Here is a 16,109-nt window from a genome sequence, read left to right on the forward strand (position 1 = left end):
ACTTGCACGTAGTGTTTGTAACAAAATACTGGTCAATAAAGTGTATTGGGAAGGGCTAGGCTTTGGCATGATTTGCTGCCTAGAAATTGTGAAGCAATACATCCAGAATCAGTCAGAGGGTGCTATCCATCCCCACCGTATAGACGGTGGGGAATTCCGCACCTTACGTTAAGCTGAGGGGGGCTTTTCTCTCAGGAACCTTGGCCATGCACACCCCATCCCAGATCCTTCGCGAGCGCCTGCGCTTCCACGGTCACAAGTACACTTTTGTCAGCCAGCGTTTGCGCTTTCCCAACGGCACAGAAGGGGAGCGGGAGTACCTCATCCACCCCGGCGGCGTTGTGGCCGTGCCGGTGACTGCCGAAGGCAAGTTTGTCTGCATTCGCCAGTATCGCTTTGCCGTCGCCGCCTACCTTTACGAATTTCCTGCCGGCACCGTCGAGCCGGGAGAACATCCGGATGAAACCATTCGCCGCGAGCTGGAAGAAGAAACCGGCCTGCGCGCCCACCGCTGGGATCCCCTCGGCCAATTTTATCTGTGCCCCGGCTATTCCAGCGAGATCATGTACGCCTACCTGGCGCGGGATCTGGAAGTGCTGGATGCTCCACCGGCCAAGGACGAGGATGAAGACATCGCCGTCGTGGAGTTTTCGCCTGCTGAACTAACGGAAATGGCCCGTTTTGGCCTGGACTTTGATAGCAAATCTATCGCCTGCTTTTGGCGGGCCCAATTGTTTTTAGCGGCAGAAAATGCGGTCGTTGCGAGCAGGGACAAGCCCTAGGCATGGCCACCCCCCTTGGTGGCGAACCTGCGCCTCGCCTAGCCCCCCTTTCCCCAAGGGAGAGGGGCTAGAGGGGATCCTTGTCGCCAATAGGCCTGACCTCTATAGCAAAGTGGCGGCATAGTGGGCAGCCCCTATCAAGCCCACCTGGGCGTTCACCACCACCTGCACCGACAGTTGCTCCAGCAGAGGGCGCATCCGTCCTTTGTCCAAAAAGGAGGGCAAAAACTCTCCCTCTCGCAAGAGGCGCAGGAGCTTGGGCGCGATCCCGCCGGCGATGAACAGGCCCCCACGGGGCAACAGGTGCAGGGCAAAATTGCCGACAGCGGCCCCATACAAGCTGGTAAATAGCCGCAAGCATTCCACCGCCAAGGGATCCCGTCCCTCCAGGGCGGCATTGGCAATTTGGGCTGCCGGGTCGATGGGGCTAGCTTTCTTCTCCCACGCGGCAATTTGGGCCAGCAACTGCTCCTCTCCTTGGCCCCAGCGGCTATCCCGCAGAAATTGATAGATGGCCACGATCCCCTGCCCCGAGACCACCCGTTCGGTGGAGACGCGCCCATGTCGTTGTTGCAGATACCGCAGCAGCTCCCATTCCAAAGGGGTACGTGGAGAAAAATCCACATGCCCCCCCTCGCTGGCATGAACCTGGTAGCCGCCTTCTCCCCACGTGAGGTAGGTCTGCCCCAGGCCTGTGCCTGCCCCGATGACACCGATGGGAGCCTGGGGCTGCCGCTCCCCTGCCTGCAGTGTTTCCAGATCCTGATCTCGCAGGGCAAGCACCCCATACCCCACGGCGCTGAAGTCGTTGATCAAAGCTAGGCGTGGGATCCCCAGCTCTGCCGCCAATTGGCCTGAGTGCAGGCTCCAGGGCAGGTTGGTGATTTTGGCCGTTTGTCCCCCTGGCCACGTGCCCCCCTTCTCTTCCATCACGGGTCCAGCCACAGCAAAACAGGCAGCAACCGGCCGTGGATCTCGCCCCAGCTCCTGCCGCGCCTGGGCCAGAAACTCCAGCACCACCGGCGTGAGGTTGGGATAGCTTTGGCTGGCATAGCGGCAGTGGTAGAGGCTGTGGTCGGGATCTTGGGCATTGAAGAGGCTGAGGCTGGTCTTGGTACCCCCGATATCCCCCGCCAACAGCAACTCCATAGTTTTCTCAGGCAGCGCGTTATTCTCACCCTGACATTTCCGGCAATACCCTGGCAACGCCGGCCCTGCTTGGCCAGGGCGGGAAAGGGCAGGGAAGATGCTATGTTAACTGATGTAAAAGTTTCTAAGATTGCGTTTTGCTTCCTACATCTTGTTCGCCGCCTCTCCAAGAGGAACCTTCCCTGTCCTCCCAGAGCTTAGTTGGACGGGAGCTTCCCCCCTTTTCTCTGCGAAGGCGGCTTCCGTCTTACCATGCCATCGGGGCGGCGGCGGCTGTGCTGGTGTGCCTACCCGTTTTCGTGGAAGCGCCCCTGGTGCGCTATGGCCCTTGGCTGAGCTTGGCGATGACTCTAGGCTGGCTGGGCCTTAGCTTGCGGCTCTACTCGCGGCCCCGCAGCCGCATCTGGGGGGATCTGCTCTACGGCTTCACGCTGACTTGGCTGGCAGGATCCCTCTACTGGGGCTGGCTGCGCTGGGAGCCCCTCTGGCACATGCCGGTGGAAGCTCTGGGGATCCCGATTATCTGGTGGGGGGCACGGCAACGCTTTGCCCGCATCGGCACCTGGTTTTATCTCGGCTCCCTGTGGGGCACAGCAGTGACAGACCTTTACATTCACTCGGTGGGGCTGTTGCCGGAGTGGCGGCAGGCAATGCGGTTTGACCGCCTGGATCAGGCAGCCGTCCCGTTCATGGCTGCGCTCAACAAAATGGCCACCCCTTGGGGGGTAGCTTGGGGCATCGGCTTAAGCCTTCTGCTCCTTGGGGTTGGCCTGTGGGTCATTCAGGGATCCCGTCGCCTGCACCATTGGGCCTTTGCCGGAGCAGTGCTGAATACCCTGTTGGTGGATGGTTTTTTTCTGTGGGGGGCGGCTTCGCTTCGCTGAGCCAGCCACCTCTGCGGTGCTGACTAAGAGAATGGCAGCGCAAGCCCCGGCATTGAGCTCACCTACCGTTCTTTTGGGTTTCTACGTAGCGCTTTGTTGTGGCCAGGTAGCCGCGAAGGAACTGTTCGTTCCAAGTGTAGGTAGCCGACTTCTCAAGTGGGAGCACTCCTACAAGCTAAGAAGAATCCCCTGGCTTACCCCTGCGCGAAAGCAAGCTATGGCAGGGGAGAGAGGGTCAAGGCTAGTGGGTTGACACTCCTCCGACTTTAGTCGGGGGAGTCTTACGCAGTCCACAGACAGACTTGCAAAGGCGCTCTCAAGACGCCCCTAGACGGTTCCTTGGAACCCAGTCTCAAGGTTCCGCTCACTTGTTGACTTACAGCACTGTCCGGGTCTTTCACCGGGGTGGGTACTTACACTGGCGAGCGACTCAAGTCGCTCAAGGACTCCGTCCCGCTAACGCGAACGGGCTTTTCCGCCCCGTACTAAATTAGGGGGCTACCCAGCTGCCCCGCTGTGTCGATGCGTCTGCTTCGGCAAGAGGTGCCGGCTGAGGGAAAAAGTCGATGACCTCCCAGGTCTTGGCATTGGGAGAGGGATGGGCCAATAGCCACCGTTCGGGCAGGGTCTTGGGCTCTGCTTCCTCAGGGGAAGGGGAACTTTGCGCCTTCTGGTGGGCCAGGGTGAGCTGGAAGGGATTCCCCTGGCGGCGGTAGGGGCGGCGGGATCCCGGCGGCTTGACAATTAGGGTGTAGGTGCCGCTGAGGTGGTGGCCTTCCAGTTTCTCTCCTGAGGCCAACAGCAGGGGTTCACGGCGATCCTGACGGATTTGGACATCCTGCACTTCCAGACGGGCTGCCAAGCGGTCGCCGCCCACCAGAGAGGCAACCGCCCCAGCCGGGTGGGAGATCTGGTAGGCCAGCGCCTGCTGCACAACCGGCTTGGGGGGACGGGGGCCACAGCCCCCCAGTAACCCCAACAGTCCAATAGCTAGGAGGCTCATCAGGCAACGCAGGCTATTGCGCAGGGCCTGCCCCCTGTGGCGCCGGCCTCTCTCCAGTTTTGCCATGGCCTCCCCCTGAGCGATCCCTGTTGGCATCGTGGCCAAGCCCCTCAGACGACTGCCACGGTGGGGTGCTGCTTCAAGTACTCGGTATTGACTCCCGACTCGCGGGTGAGAGCCACCAGGCCGGTGCGGGCGATCTCGCGAATGCCGAAGCTGGTCAACATCTTGATAATCGCCACCATTTTGCCCGGATCCCCTGTCACTTCCAAAGTCAAAGACTCTTCCGCCACATCCACAATCCGGGCGCGGAACATCTGCGCCACGTCCATAATGGCGGAGCGGGTTTCGATGCTGGCGTTGACCTTGACGAGCATCAGCTCCCGTTCCACACAGGGGACATGGGTAATGTCGGTTACTTTCAGCACGTCGATCAACTTGTAGAGCTGCTTGGTCATCTGCTCCACATCGTGCTCATCCCCCTGCACCACCATGGTGATGCGGGAGATGCCAGGCCGCTCGGTAGGGCCGACGGTGAGGCTGTCGATGTTGAAGCCGCGACGGGCAAACATGCCGGCGATGCGGGTTAAGACCCCGGGCTGATCCTGCACAAGAGCGCTGAGGGTGTGTTTCACGGCAGCCACAGAAGGAGGTAGGAAAAATCCAAATATCAGTGGAATTGAGATGGCGATAAGCAAATTTTACGCCAGTTTCGCAGCAATGTTCTGACGGAAGCTCTGGGGATCCCTTCGACCTCGCTAGCCCAAGGGTCCGGGATCCCCGTCCGAATCCTGGAGCTGCCGCAAAGATCGATGCGCCTGTTCCTGCAAAACTAGGTTGTGGTGTTGGCGGCTGACCTGCAAGGCGGCTTGCCAACTGGAAATAGCCGTTGCCCTATCTCCCATATTCCCGTAGGCCAGCCCCCGCCCGTACAAGCCGTACTCGTCGGCGGGATCCCCGAGGTTGCCGTCGGCTTCCAAGCGAAAGGCCTGGTCGTAATCGTCGAGGGCAGCTTTGATCTCCCCCAGCTCGTAGAGAAGATTGCCCCTGATGTAGAGAACGTGGGGTTGGCAGGGTTCTGCCTCTAGGCTGCGGCTGAGGTCGGCAATGGCCTCGTCATAGCAATCGGCCCAAGCATAGGCAACGCCCCGCCCGTAGTAATGGGCCGGACAGGGATCCCAGCGGATGGCCTGGGACCAATCGGCCACAGCCGCCTCCCATTCTCCCAGGTAGCCGTACATCGTGGCGCGGCAGGCATAGGCGGGGGCCAAGGTGGGATCCTGACGAATGGCCTCGTCCAGGTGAGTTAGAGCCGAAGGCAGGGATCCCTGTTGCATGAGCAGACTGGCCAGGCGAAGATGGTGGGAGGCGCTGGGATGCAGGCGTACTACCTCGGCCAGCTCGGCTATTGCCCCCTGCAAATCCCCCTGCAACTGAAGAATGAGGCCGCGGTAGAGATAGGGCTCGGGCCGGCGCGGGGCCAACTGGGTGGCCTGGTCGAAGTCCGCCAGCGCCTGGGGAAGGTGGCCGAGTTCGAGGTAAACTTGGCCCCGCAGGAGGTGGGCGTTGGCCAGGCGGGGATCCAGCTGCAGCGCCAGGTTGAGCTGCTCGACAGCCCCTATCAGATCCCGGTTCAGCCACCGTTCGCGACCGCGGTTGTAGGCCAAGATGGCGGGGCGGGTGAAGGCAGAAATGGCTGCCGCACTGGCCAGACCCATCACCGCCGAGAGGCGATCCTGCCGCCAACTGGCCAGGCCCCCCAACAGCAGGGCAGCCGCGACCAACAGGCGCAAACCGGCAGAGTCGTGGGCTTTGAGCATGGCATCAACCCGGAGCCGTTTGAATCTGTTTTTCTGATTCTGCCTGATTGGGCAGCGAGAAACACAGGGGGATAGCTTGGTGGCCCCGCACTGCGGGGCGGAAGAGCCCGAAGACAGCTTTAGTTGCTCTCTCATCGCGCCAGGGAGCCGGAGGCCTTAGCAAGCACCTAGTACTGTGGAAAACCCAACCAGTGCAGAGCGTGGGGGCGTTGCTCAGCAAAGTCAGCAGAACCTCAGGGCTTTACGAACCTAGGGGATCTCTCTTCGTTCAGGCTGGATCGAGATAAGAAGGAAGGGGATCCCTGCTGTTTCCTTATTGGGTGGAATCGGCATTCTAGGCCCAGAGCATCAGCCGCAGCTCATAGGGATCGTGCATATCGGGGTGAAAGGGCAACAAGCGGATGGCCAGCCCCTGTAGGCCGCTGGCCTCGTAGCGAATCTGGCCGGAGAAGATGGCGCGATCCTCCACCGTCTCCACGTAGCGCAGGGGAGTTGCCTGGCCGTTCTGGATCTGGCCGTTGTCGTCCACCGGCCCCTGGTAGGCCTGGACGATCACATCCTGCGGCTGCAGGGATCCTAGCCGCACCTCGACAGTCACCGTGAGGGGATCCCGGGCCATCACCACTTGGTCATCTTGCGCCGAGGGGAGGCCGGCGGCGGAAGCTTTCTTCGGGGTTTCAATCTGGACATTGAGGACCCGAATGTTATACCAGTTCTCCTGCAAATGATTGCGCCAGCGGGTGAACTGGCGAGCCGACTCGAAGTTATCGCGGCGCATGCGGTCGAAGTAGTTACTGAGGGGGATGTAGGCCCGCTCGGCATACTCCAGTACCATGCGCTGCGTGCTGAAACGGGGGCAATTGAGGCAAATTGCCTGCTTCATGCGCTGAATCCAGGCGTGGGGCAGGCCATCGCTGCCGCGCTGGTAGAAGAGAGGGGCAACCTCTTGTTCCAGCAGGTCGTAGAGGGCATTCGACTCCACCTCATCTTGGTAGGCGCGATCCTCGTATTCCTCGCCGCGGCCAATGGGCCAGCCGGTCTGGTAGTAATCGGCCTCATCCCACCAGCCATCCAAAATGCTCAGGTTCTGTCCACCGTTGGCCGCCGCCTTCATGCCACTGGTGCCGCTGGCCTCGCGGGGGCGCAGGGGGGTGTTTAGCCACACATCTACCCCGGCCACCATCAGGCTGGTGACGTACATGTCGTAGTCTTCGATAAATACCAGCCGCTGGCGAAACTCTGGCTGGCGCGACACCTGCACAATTTGCCGGATCAGCTCCTTGCCTGGGTTGTCGCGGGGGTGGGCCTTGCCGGCAAAGATAAACTGCATTGGGTACCGGGGATGGTTGAGCAAGGCCTTGAGCCGTTCCAAGTTGTGAAACAGGAGGGTGGCCCGCTTATAGGTGGCAAAGCGGCGGGCAAAGCCAATCGTGAGCACTTCCGGGTTGAGGGCTTCAGAGGCCCACTGAATTTCCACCGCTGAGGCCGCCCGCTTTTGCAGTTGCTCCACCAGACGCTCGCGGGTGAAGGTGATCAGGCGGGAGCGGCTGCGCTCGTGGGCCCGCCACAGCTCCCCATCCGGGATCCGATCCACTTTCTGCCACAGGGGATCCGAGGGAGGAGCCTCCGCCCAATCTGGCCCCAGGTAGCGGTCGTAGAGGGCTTGGTTCTCCTCCCCTACCCAGGTGCGGGCATGCACCCCGTTGGTGATGGAGGTAATCGGTACTTCCTCCAGCGGGATCCCGGGCCACAGCCGGCTGAACATCTTGCGCGAGACCGCCCCGTGCAGCTTGCTGACGCCGTTGACAAACGAGGCCATGTTGATGGCCAGCACCGCCATGCTGAAGGGGGACTGGAAGTCGCCGGTGTTTTCGCGGCCCAGGGCCAAAAAGCGCTCCCGGCTCAGGCCCATCTGGCTGTAGTAGAAGCCGAGGTAGTAGTCGATTTTGTCGGGCGGGAAGAGGTCAATCCCGGCGGGTACCGGCGTGTGGGTGGTAAACATCTGGCTGGACTTGGCCACCTGCCAGGCCTCTTCAAAGCTCAGCCCCTGCTCCAGCATCAACAGGCGGATGCGCTCCACGGCCAAAAAAGCCGAGTGCCCCTCGTTCATGTGGTAGACGGTGGGATGGATGCCAAGGGCGCGCAAAGCCCGCACGCCGCCGATGCCCAGCATGATCTCCTGGTGGATGCGCACGTCCTGGTCGCCGCCGTACAGCTCATCGGTGATGTCTTGGTCGTACTGGCTGTTGGGCTCGATGTTGGTGTCCAAAAGATACAGAGGCACCCGCCCCACCATCGCCTTCCAGATGCGGGCAAACACCTTGCGCTTGGGGTAGTCCACCTCAATGCGAATCTCGCGGCCCTCCGCATCCCGCTGCAGCTCCAGGGGCATGTTGAAGAAATCGTTCACAGGGTAGCGCTCCTGCTGCCAGCCGTCGGGGTTGAGGTACTGGCGAAAATATCCCTTTTGGTAGAGCAGGCCCACGCCCACTAGCGGCAGGCCTAGGTCGCTGGCTGCCTTGAGGTGATCCCCGGCCAAAACCCCCAGGCCCCCTGAGTAGATGGGCAAACAATCGGCCAGCCCAAACTCGGCTGAAAAATAGGCGTAGCACTCCCCTTCCACCGCTTGGGCCGAGCGATACTTGCGGTACCAGGTGTCTTCCTGCAGGTAGCTCTGGAGCTGTTGGCTGGCCCGTTCCAACTGGGCCAAAAAGCCGGGATCCTCCGCCAGCTCGTCCAGCCGCTCCTGCCGGATCTGCCCCAACAAAGCCACCGGGTTGTGGCCACAGGCATCCCACAGATCCGGATCCATGCGCCGGAACAGGCTGCGGGTTTCCACGTTCCAACTAAAATGCAGGTTATAGGCCAGCAAGCGCAGACTTTCCAGAGCAGCCGGCAGGTAGGGAGTAACCTTAAACGTGCGTAACGGCTTCATAGTTAGGACGCGTGCAGGTCGCCACTGCCAAGCTACCCTGACCTCGGCGGGAGAGCACAGTTTTTTACAGCTTCTTTCGAGTTGAAGGCCGGGATCCTGCCTAGGTACCACCTGCCACCTCCAGGGAACCAAGGCATAGCGCATTCCTTGTTACATATGGATCTAACTGCACCCCTGGCCGACACCATTGCTGCCATTGCCACCGCTGTGGTGCCCGAGCAGGGCAGCATTGGCATTGTACGCCTTTCCGGCTCGCGGGCTTTGGCCATTGCCCAGGCCATCTTTACCCCCGCCCGCCGCAACGCTACCTGGGAGAGCCATCGCCTCCTCTACGGCTGGATCCACGATGAGAAGGGCCAGCGGTTGGACGAGGCCCTAGCCGTCTGGATGCAGGCCCCCCGCTCCTATACCCGCGAGGACGTGGTGGAGCTGCATTGTCACGGCGGCATCATGGTGGTTCAGGCCACGCTGCAGCAGTGCCTGCGCCAAGGGGCACGGCTGGCGCAGCCGGGGGAGTTCAGCCTGCGCGCTTTCTTGAACGGACGCATCGACCTCACCCAGGCCGAAAGTGTGGCCGATCTGGTGGCGGCCCGCTCCCCCCAGGCAGCCCAGATGGCGCTGGCGGGGCTGCAGGGCAAATTGGGACAGTCCATCCGCGCCCTGCGCCAGGAGCTGCTGGGCTTATTGGCCGAGATCGAGGCGCGCATCGACTTTGAAGAGGATCTGCCCCCTCTGAATGTCCCGGCTTGGCAGGCCCGGCTGCAAGCCATCCAGGCCCAGATGCAGGCCCTGCTGGCTACCGTCGAGCGGGGGCAACTGCTGCGCACCGGCGTGAAGGTGGCCATCGTCGGGCGGCCCAATGTCGGCAAGTCCAGCCTGCTCAACGCCTGGTCGGGCCAAGACCGCGCCATCGTCACCGACCTGCCCGGCACCACCCGCGACGTGGTGGAATCCCAGTTGGTGGTGAGAGGGATCCCCGTCCAGCTTTTGGATACTGCCGGCATTCGCGCCACCGACGATCCCGTGGAACGTCTGGGGGTGGAGCGTTCCCAACGCCTAGCCCAAGCTGCCGATGTGCTGCTGCTGGTCATCGACGCCCAGGCCGGCTGGACGGACGCCGACGCCGCCATCTACGAGTCCATTCGCCACCGCCCCCTCATCTTGGTCATCAACAAAACCGACCTTGCCCCCCCCGACGGGATCCCCCTCCCCGCCGAGATCGCTTACCGTGTCGCTGCCGTTGCCGCCCAAGGCCAAGGGATCCCGGAGCTGGAAGAGGCCTTGGAGCAGCTTGTTACCCAGGGGCGGCCCCAGCCCAACCTGGAGGTGAGCCTTAACCAGCGCCAGGCCGCCGCTCTCCGCCAGGCCCAAGCCAGCCTGGAACAGGTGATCCAGGCTATGCAGGCGCAGCTCCCCCTCGATTTCTGGAGCATCGACCTGCGGAGCGCCCTGCACGCCCTTGGCCAAATCACCGGCGAGGAGATCTCCGAAGCGGTGCTGGATCAGATCTTCAGCCGCTTCTGCATTGGCAAGTAAGTGCTTACTAACTCATACTCACTCTGAGTTTGTGTTAGTATGGGCTCAGTCGGGAATCGGCAGGCCGAGGGCCGCAGCGGATCCCGGATAATGGAAACACAACTTGGGAGGTTGGCTATGGTTACCGCCGCAAAAACCCGTCTCTACTCCACCCAGATCGACTTGCCGGCCGAGACCCGTGCGCAACTGGTGGAGTTGCTCAACCAGTCCTTGGCCGACACGCTGGATCTGAAAACCCAGGTGAAGCAGGCCCATTGGAACGTCAAAGGCATGAACTTCATCGCCCTGCACGAGATGTTCGACACCTTTGCCGGCACCCTGGAGAACTACGTAGACATGCTGGCGGAGCGGGTTACGGCTTTGGGGGGCATTGCCCGCGGTACCGCTCGCATCGTCGCCCAAACCTCGAGCTTGCCTGAATACGACCTAACGGCTGAGGAAGGTCGGGCTCACCTGCAGGCTTTGGCGGCCCGCTACGGCCAGTATGCGGCTGCTGTCCGCCGCAACATCGACCGCACCACCGAGCTGGGGGATGCCGATACCGCCGACCTGTTTACCGAGATCTCGCGCCAGATCGACAAAGATCTCTGGTTCATCGAGGCTCACCTGCAGGCGTAACGCTGGCGAGGCAAATCTAAGGCAAGCGGGATAGGCAAAATGGGCGTCAACGCTCCCCTCCTTTACTTGGTGGCTTTGACCAGTATCCTCAGCGTGGTGGGCTACTTCGTCCTGCGTGAGGTGCTGCGGGTGCGGGCCCAGGAAAAAGTCATCCGCGAGCTGCAGCCCCGCCTGAGCAAAGGCAAGGGATCCCCACAGGAGCACTATGAGCTGGGCAGCGTCTATCTGCAGAAGCGCCTCTACGACCAGGCCATCCTCCAGCTCAAAAAAGCTCTAGAGGTGGCCGGGGAGAACATTCCCCCTGTCTGCAACGCCCTTGGCTTTGCCTACTTCAGCCAGGGGCAGTACGACCTGGCCATCCGCTACTACAAAGACGCAGTAGCAGCGGATCCCGGCTATGTGACCGCTTGGAACAACCTGGCCCATGCCTACGAGAAGAAAAATCTCTACGGCCCCGGCCTAGAGGCCTACGAGACGGTGCTGAAACTGGATCCAAAGAATGCCATTGCCAAGCGCCGCGCCGGATCCCTGCGCAGACGTTTGCAGCCCAGCCCCCGCGGCTGACCACGTTTTATCTGTATAGATGTCTGTGCAGATATGTATAAATACTTATGGCAGCTTGCCTATCGATTTTAAGATTACAACATCATAAACATTGGTGAGTGACTCAAGTCACCCGAAGGCTTTTCCGCGTTGCCGGGGCTGGTATTATGTCTTAAAAAACGAGAGGCCATTTCATGGATGCACAATCGGTGGCACCTGTGGTTCTGGTAATCCTGGATGGCTGGGGTTATCGCGAGGCCCCTGATGGCAACGCTGTCCTGGCCGCCCGAACCCCTGTTGTGGATAGCCTATGGGCTACCTACCCCCATACTCTGCTGCAAGCTTCGGGGCGAGCCGTGGGCCTGCCGTCAGGGCAAATGGGCAACTCAGAAGTGGGACACCTGACCCTCGGGGCGGGGCGGGTGGTGCCGCAGGAGTTGGTGCGTATCAGCGACGCCATCGAGACGGGATCCCTCTTCCAGGAACCCCTCTTGGTGGAGGTTTGTCATCGGCTCAAGGAGCAGGGGGGCCGTTTTCATTTCATTGGTCTCTGCTCTGAGGGGGGGGTTCACTCCCACATCGACCATCTCTACGGCTTGCTGAAACTAGCGGCCCAGGCGCGGATCCCTGCCTATGTCCACGCCATCACCGATGGCCGCGATACCTTGCCTCGCGACGGGGCCAGGGTTCTGGCCGCCCTGGAAAAAGAGCTGCAATGGCTGGGCAATGGCGTCATTGCCACCCTGAGCGGCCGCTACTACGCCATGGATCGGGATCGCCGTTGGGAGCGCACCCAAAAAGCCTACGAGATCATGACAGAAGATGGCCCTGGCTGTGGCCGTAGTGCCGCCGAGGTGATGGAAGCTTTCTATGCCCAGGATCTCACGGACGAGTTCATCCCACCCACTCGCCTGGCTCCGGGGGCGGTGCAGCCGGGAGATGCAGTCATCTTCTTCAACTTCCGCCCGGATCGCGCCCGCCAGCTTACCCAAGCCTTCGTCTGCCCCGACTTTTCCGGTTTCCAGCGCCGTCTGATTCCGGATCTCGCCTTCATCACCATGACGCAATACGATCCGACCTTGCCGGTGCAGGTGCTCTTTAAGCCCCAGAACCTGGATCACCTGCTGGGCCAAGTGGTGAGCGAGGCCGGCCTCAAGCAATTGCGCATTGCCGAGACGGAAAAGTACGCCCACGTCACCTACTTCTTCAACGGCGGTATCGAGCAGCCCTTTCCCGGCGAAGATCGCATCTTGGTGCCAAGCCCGCTGGTGGCCACCTATGACCAAGCGCCGGAGATGTCGGCGGTGGAGGTGACCGACAAGGCAATAGAAGCTATCGCCCGCCGCGAATACAGCCTCGTGGTACTCAACTACGCCAACCCCGACATGGTGGGCCACACCGGCAACTTCGAGGCCACCGTGCGGGCGCTGGAGACGGTGGATCGCTGCCTGGGCCGTCTGCTGGCGGCGGTGGCGGATGCGGGGGGTACCACCTTAATCTTGGCGGATCACGGGAATGCGGAGCTGATGTGGGACGAGCAGGGCAACCCCTGGACCGCCCACACCACCAACCCCGTGCCCTGCATTCTGGTGGAGGGGGAAAAGCGCAAGATCCCTGGTCGCGGTGGCGATGTCAAGCTGCGCTCTGGCGGCACCCTGGCCGATGTCGGCCCCACCCTGCTCGAGATCCTAGGCCTACCTCAGCCGCCAGAGATGACAGGGCAATCTCTTCTGCAGCCGGCAGAATACACCATCCTGCAGCGCCAGCCCAGTCCAGTAGGGCGCTGAGACCGGGAATTGCTCACTCGGCCACTAGGATCCCTGCCTGGGCCAGCCAAGCCTTCAGCTCCTCCCAGTTGCGGTAGAGGGCCAAAACCTGCGAGCGCTCAGGGTGATAAGGGGCGCTCAGGCGCTCCAGCTGCAAAAAGCGAGCCTGGGGGGGGATCACCGCCACTTCCGGATCGGGGGGCGTGGCCCGCCGCAGGGAGCTGCTGTAGCCGCGGTAGATTAGCACCAAATCAGCTTCTCCCTCGCTTTCTACCTCCACCCGCAGCACTTCCTGGGGATGAGCCTGGCTGTAGCGCTCCAAAGCCAGCGGCCAGGGCAGAGCACTCATGCCAGCTCCCCCTTGTCTGCACCGGGCCGCAGCCGCCAGACAAAGTAAACGCTGTAGAGCAGGTAGGCCACCAAGCCCCAAGCCCCCACGCTCCCCAGCAGCTCCGGCGGCACATTGGGATGGAAAATCTCTCGAAACCCCAGCGGCGGCTCAAACCAAGCTCGACACTCTGACGACAGAGAAGCCCGGAAGGCACAAGGCACGAAGGCTCCCGAAAAGAGGATCCCGGCCCCCATGTAACCGGTTACAGCCCACCGCCAGAGCAAAAAAGCTCGTGCCGCCCAGCTTCTCGACTGCCTGAGAGCAGTGCTCCAATCCTGCCAGAACCACAGGCAGACCGGGATCAAGAGCCGCGCCATCGCCCCGCTCAAGAAGCTGATGGGCAGGCCACCAATCATCAAATACACCGTCACCGCCAAGAGGCTGGACACCCGCCAGTAAACGATCAAGAGCTGAATCAGAGGACGTAACCCCACCGCAAAAGCCCAAATTAGGAGAGCCAACGGCAGCAGCACCGTCAGCGCCACGGCCAAGCTGTAGTCCACCCAGATTGCCTTGACCAGCCAACTCACGGGGATCGTCCTCGCCCTTTGTTCTCACTGCCCCATAGTATATAGAGCGGCAGGGTCGGCGGGATCCACCTCAAAACAACAGGAGGTAACAGAACATTGCAGCTTCTCGGCCACCCCAGGCAAAACTTTACATCCGAGGGCTTTCAGAAAGTTTTCCATTTTTGCCGTTGTCAATCCGTGAAGGTGGTAGATTCTTAAAGGAACATCTCCGTCTGTCGAAGGGCTAGTTGTCTTTCGAGGCGATAGTTGCAAGGTTCCATCCCGTCCTGGCCCGGCCCAACTCGTTAAGTATTGTTACTTAGTCGTGTTATTTTGGGTTAAGGCCAGATCCTCAGAGGTGGTGACCTCACTCCCATGGCACGTTCTTCCCGACTCCTCTCCCACAGTCCTGCCCGTTGGAAGGCGACCCCGTGGAAGCCCAAGCCTTTGCCGCCCCTAGAGGAGGCGCCGTCTCCGCCCCAGCAGAAGGCGGGTCTGGACTGCCAGAGTGCGTCGCAGCCGTCGCTTGCCCCGGGCAAAGCGGGTTTGGGGGAGAAGGCGACCACGGCAGGCAGGAGCTATGAAGCGCTGCAGCTATGGTTGGCGCTGGTCACCCTGGGGGTGAGCCTAGCCATTGCGGTGGGAGTGGCTTTGGTTTACTCACTGGCGGTGGCTGCCAACTATTTGCTGGGGGCAATCGTTGGCGTAGTCTATCTGCGCATGCTGGGCCGCGGCGTCGCGGAACTGGGCAAAAGTCGCAGCCGGCTCGGCGTGACGCGCTTGGCTTTGTTTGTCGGGTTGATCGTCCTGGCCACCCAGGTGAAGTCTTTGCAGGTTTTGCCCATTTTCTTGGGGTTCATGACCTATAAGGTCACCCTGCTGATTTATCTTGTTCAGACCTTGACCCGTTCGTCTTCTTCTGTGTGATGCTCATGAATCTGTTCTTCTCCTCTCCTCCTCTGCTAGCAGAACTTGAGGTCGGCCATCACCTCTATTGGCACCTGGGCAAATTCACCGTTCACGGGCAAGTTTTGATTGCCAGTTGGATTGCCATCGCCCTGATCTTGACCGTGGTGCTGTTGGGGACTCGTCAACTGCAGCGGGAGCCCGCTGGTCTGCAAAACTTTATCGAGTACACCCTGGAGTTTGTCCAAAGCATTGCCCGTGCCCAGATTGGTGAGAAAAACTTCCGGCCCTGGGTGCCCTATGTTGGCACCTTGTTCTTGTTCATCTTTGTCTCCAACTGGATGGGCAACCTCTTCCCCTGGAAGCTAATTCCCCTGCCGGAAGGAGAGCTGGCCTCTCCCACCAACGACATCAACACCACCGCCGGCTTAGCGCTGCTCACCAGTGTCATGTATTTTGTAGCCGGCATTAGCAAGCGTGGGCTGGCTTACTTTAAGAAGTACATCGAGCCCACGCCAGTTCTGTTGCCCATCAATGTCCTGGAAGATTTCACCAAGCCTCTCTCGCTGAGCTTCCGTCTGTTCGGCAACATCTTGGCAGAGGAGCTGGTGATCGCGGTGTTGGTGTTGCTGGTGCCGTTGTTGATCCCGGTGCCGGTGATGATCCTATTTCTATTTACGGGGGCCATTCAGGCTTTGATCTTCTCCACCCTCTCAGCCGCTTACATTGGAGAGGCGCTGGAAGGTCACGGGGGAGGGGATCACCACGATTGACCCAGGAGTTGGGCCAACCGCCGAGTTCAGGGCCCAGCTCTCAAAATCTCTCCAATGGGTCGTCGCAAGGGATCCCTTCTCTGGTAAGGTTTGTTGGGGCCGAGAGGCCACCGACAAAGAGGCGATCGGTTCGGCTACTCAGGCCAGATCACCTCAAAGTCAAAAGGCGCTGTTGCCAACAATTTGTTTTGTACTGACAAGGAGCATCTCACTATGGATCCGTTAACCTCTGCTGCTTCTGTGTTGTCTGCTGCTCTGGCGATTGGCCTGGGATCCCTGGGCCCGGGGCTGGGCCAGGGGAATGCTGCCGCCGCCGCTATGGAAGGGCTGGCCCGTCAGCCGGAAGCAGAAGACAAAATCCGCGGCAACCTGTTGGTTAGCCTGGCCTTCATGGAAGCGCTGACCATTTATGGCCTGGTGGTGGCGCTGGTGCTCTTGTTCGCCAACCCCTTCGCTTAATGCCTTCTGGGGGCGGCCCAGGCCGAGAGCTGGGG

Annotated in this window: 16 protein-coding genes; 9 read left to right on the forward strand and 7 right to left on the reverse strand. The window is 60.9% G+C overall.

What is annotated here, in order from left to right; genetic code table 11:
* The first annotated feature begins 206 nt into the window (after positions 1 to 206).
* The gene (locus NW845_RS06580; RefSeq protein ID WP_414377641.1) at positions 207 to 782 is read left to right on the forward strand and encodes an NUDIX hydrolase; all 576 of its coding nucleotides are present in this window, start codon (positions 207 to 209) and stop codon (positions 780 to 782) included.
* Between the two features lie 102 nt (positions 783 to 884).
* Here NW845_RS06580 and NW845_RS06585 read toward each other — a convergent pair whose 3' ends face one another.
* Positions 885 to 1,931 carry a glucokinase gene (locus tag NW845_RS06585; RefSeq protein WP_414365566.1) on the reverse strand — a complete coding sequence of 349 codons (1,047 nt, stop codon included), beginning with the start codon at positions 1,929 to 1,931 and terminating at the stop codon, positions 885 to 887.
* Positions 1,932 to 2,212: 281 nt separating this feature from the next.
* On the opposite strand from NW845_RS06585, the gene NW845_RS06590 reads away from it, so the two are divergent.
* Positions 2,213 to 2,815: a DUF3120 domain-containing protein gene (locus NW845_RS06590; RefSeq protein ID WP_414377644.1), complete on the forward strand. Its 603-nt coding sequence runs from the start codon at positions 2,213 to 2,215 to the stop codon at positions 2,813 to 2,815.
* A gap of 490 nt (positions 2,816 to 3,305) precedes the next feature.
* Here the strand turns inward: NW845_RS06590 and NW845_RS06595 are convergent, their stop codons facing one another.
* The 4 genes from NW845_RS06595 to glgP all read right to left on the reverse strand — a co-directional run bounded on the left by NW845_RS06595 (position 3,306) and on the right by glgP (position 8,573).
* Positions 3,306 to 3,884: a hypothetical protein gene (locus NW845_RS06595; RefSeq protein ID WP_414377647.1), complete on the reverse strand. Its 579-nt coding sequence runs from the start codon at positions 3,882 to 3,884 to the stop codon at positions 3,306 to 3,308.
* Positions 3,885 to 3,928: 44 nt separating this feature from the next.
* Positions 3,929 to 4,453 (reverse strand): acetolactate synthase small subunit, encoded by a 525-nt coding sequence (gene ilvN / locus NW845_RS06600; RefSeq protein ID WP_011430944.1) that lies wholly within the window; start codon positions 4,451 to 4,453, stop codon positions 3,929 to 3,931.
* Between the two features lie 123 nt (positions 4,454 to 4,576).
* Positions 4,577 to 5,638 carry a tetratricopeptide repeat protein gene (locus NW845_RS06605; protein ID WP_414377649.1) on the reverse strand — a complete coding sequence of 354 codons (1,062 nt, stop codon included), beginning with the start codon at positions 5,636 to 5,638 and terminating at the stop codon, positions 4,577 to 4,579.
* A gap of 334 nt (positions 5,639 to 5,972) precedes the next feature.
* Positions 5,973 to 8,573: an alpha-glucan family phosphorylase gene (gene glgP / locus NW845_RS06610; RefSeq protein WP_414365561.1), complete on the reverse strand. Its 2,601-nt coding sequence runs from the start codon at positions 8,571 to 8,573 to the stop codon at positions 5,973 to 5,975.
* Positions 8,574 to 8,729: 156 nt separating this feature from the next.
* Here glgP and mnmE point away from each other — a divergent pair, with 156 nt between their 5' ends.
* The 4 genes from mnmE to gpmI all read left to right on the forward strand — a co-directional run bounded on the left by mnmE (position 8,730) and on the right by gpmI (position 13,057).
* Positions 8,730 to 10,109 (forward strand): tRNA uridine-5-carboxymethylaminomethyl(34) synthesis GTPase MnmE, encoded by a 1,380-nt coding sequence (mnmE, locus tag NW845_RS06615; protein ID WP_414377652.1) that lies wholly within the window; start codon positions 8,730 to 8,732, stop codon positions 10,107 to 10,109.
* A 117-nt stretch (positions 10,110 to 10,226) separates the two neighbouring features.
* Positions 10,227 to 10,727, forward strand: coding sequence for a DNA starvation/stationary phase protection protein Dps (gene dps, locus NW845_RS06620; protein WP_414365559.1), 501 nt, complete (start codon positions 10,227 to 10,229; stop codon positions 10,725 to 10,727).
* A gap of 39 nt (positions 10,728 to 10,766) precedes the next feature.
* On the forward strand, positions 10,767 to 11,291 hold the full coding sequence (locus NW845_RS06625; protein WP_414365558.1) for a tetratricopeptide repeat protein: 525 nt from the start codon (positions 10,767 to 10,769) through the stop codon (positions 11,289 to 11,291).
* 173 nt (positions 11,292 to 11,464) lie between these two features.
* Complete coding sequence (gene gpmI, locus NW845_RS06630; protein WP_414365557.1) at positions 11,465 to 13,057, forward strand: 2,3-bisphosphoglycerate-independent phosphoglycerate mutase; 1,593 nt, start codon at positions 11,465 to 11,467, stop codon at positions 13,055 to 13,057.
* A gap of 13 nt (positions 13,058 to 13,070) precedes the next feature.
* On the opposite strand, the gene NW845_RS06635 is transcribed toward gpmI, so the two are convergent.
* Together NW845_RS06635 and NW845_RS06640 are read right to left on the reverse strand one after the other, a co-directional pair.
* Positions 13,071 to 13,385, reverse strand: coding sequence for a hypothetical protein (locus tag NW845_RS06635; protein ID WP_414365556.1), 315 nt, complete (start codon positions 13,383 to 13,385; stop codon positions 13,071 to 13,073).
* On the reverse strand, positions 13,382 to 13,957 hold the full coding sequence (locus NW845_RS06640; protein ID WP_414365555.1) for a DUF3177 family protein: 576 nt from the start codon (positions 13,955 to 13,957) through the stop codon (positions 13,382 to 13,384). The genes NW845_RS06635 and NW845_RS06640 overlap by 4 nt, the downstream gene beginning before the upstream one ends.
* Before the next feature lie 354 nt (positions 13,958 to 14,311).
* Between NW845_RS06640 and NW845_RS06645 the strand changes: the two genes are divergently transcribed.
* From NW845_RS06645 to atpE, 3 genes are all read left to right on the forward strand, one after another.
* Positions 14,312 to 14,863: a hypothetical protein gene (locus NW845_RS06645; protein ID WP_414377654.1), complete on the forward strand. Its 552-nt coding sequence runs from the start codon at positions 14,312 to 14,314 to the stop codon at positions 14,861 to 14,863.
* A 5-nt stretch (positions 14,864 to 14,868) separates the two neighbouring features.
* Complete coding sequence (gene atpB / locus NW845_RS06650) at positions 14,869 to 15,615, forward strand: F0F1 ATP synthase subunit A (RefSeq protein WP_414377657.1); 747 nt, start codon at positions 14,869 to 14,871, stop codon at positions 15,613 to 15,615.
* Positions 15,616 to 15,828: 213 nt separating this feature from the next.
* The gene (atpE, locus tag NW845_RS06655; RefSeq protein ID WP_011430931.1) at positions 15,829 to 16,074 is read left to right on the forward strand and encodes an ATP synthase F0 subunit C; all 246 of its coding nucleotides are present in this window, start codon (positions 15,829 to 15,831) and stop codon (positions 16,072 to 16,074) included.
* Positions 16,075 to 16,109: the final 35 nt, after the last annotated feature.

The sequence above is a fragment of the Synechococcus sp. H60.2 genome (assembly GCF_047462315.1).
Lineage (GTDB): Bacteria > Cyanobacteriota > Cyanobacteriia > Thermostichales > Thermostichaceae > Thermostichus.